The sequence below is a fragment of the Sphingobium sp. SG1 genome (genome assembly GCF_057063145.1).
The window spans coordinates 1-1,320 of record NZ_JBVVOJ010000061.1; the positions used below are offsets into that span (position 1 = coordinate 1).

Annotated in this window: 1 protein-coding gene; it reads right to left on the minus strand. The window is 58.0% G+C overall.

Annotated features, from left to right (window positions below):
* Positions 1-230 precede the first annotated feature (230 nt).
* Positions 231-1,247: an IS110 family RNA-guided transposase gene (locus AC0KVN_RS27550; protein WP_026109761.1), complete on the minus strand. Its 1,017-nt coding sequence runs from the start codon at positions 1,245-1,247 to the stop codon at positions 231-233.
* Between the last annotated feature and the right edge of the window lie 73 nt (positions 1,248-1,320).

Genomic DNA, 1,320 nt, shown 5'->3' on the forward strand with positions numbered 1-1,320 from the left:
TCTATGGACGGCTCTCCCTTTGCAAGCGGCATTGAAACGTTCTGCGTGGATCAGTTGCAAACATCTATCCGGCGTCAGCTGGTTGTCCAGAGCGCCCAAATGGGAAATCCGCACACGCGCACCTCTACAGCTGGTAGGCCTCAAGGGCCTCGATAATAGTCAGGCTCGTCGCGCGTCGGCTCGATCAGTGCAGTCCATTTCTCCGTCTACTCGCAAACTGGTTCGGTTCTTCAGGCGGCGGCGCGGTATTGATCGCCCGTTCGAAGCACGGCCCAGATTATCCGTGCATTCTTGTTGGCGATGGCAACCGTTGCGCGGTTGAACCCGCGTCGCTCCCGAAGCTGGTTGGCCCATTGGCTGATGGGATCATTTTTATTGGGTGCCGTTCTCACGACGGCACGCGCGCCGTGAACCAATAGGCTGCGCAAATGCTGGCTTCCTCGTTTAGAGATGCCCATAAGCACCGCCTTATCACCGCTCGAGAACTGGCGCGGTACTAATCCAAGCCAGGCCGCCATGTGGCGCCCATTCCTGAAGTCCGAACCATCGCCGACCGCCGCGACAATCGCTGTTGCCGTTTTGGGCCCAACGCCTTTGATCCTGGCGACACGCTGACAGGGCTCGCTCGATTTGAAGACGGCTTCGATTTTCTTGTCGAAATGCTCGATGCGGCGTTCGAGATCGCAGAAGAAATCCCAGAGCTCGGCAATGGTCTCACGGGCCATAGTCGAGAGGCCGGAGTCGGCGCGTGCGAGTATCTCCGGAATCATGCGTCTCACCCGGGTAATCGACTTGGCAAAGGCAATGCCACGATCAAGCAGCAGCCCGCGCATCTGGCTGACCAGGGCCGTTCGGTGGTTCACAAGACGCTGGCGGGCGCGGTGTAGAGCCTGGATATCCTGTTGCTCAACGCTTTTCTTAGGCACCAGCGGAATGTGGGGTTGACGCACAGCCGTACAGATCGCCTCGGCATCGTTGCCGTCGTTCTTCTGCCTGCGGACAAATGGCTTCACATATTGAGGACTCACGATCTTCACGTTGTGGCCCAACTCTTCAAATTGGCGGGCCCAGCAAAATGCTCCTGTGCAGGCTTCGATCGCGACGGTGCAGGGCTCAATCCCGGCCAGCACCGAAAGTAGTTGGTCGCGCATGACCCGCCGTTTGAAAATCGCATTGCCCTTGCGATCAACGCCATGCAGCTGGAAGACATTCTTCGCCAGATCAATACCAAGTACATCGATGGTCATCATTCCTCTCCTTCGACTGCCGGTTGCACAACGATGCTCCGGGGTGGGAGAGCCGTCCATCCCATTAGCTGGC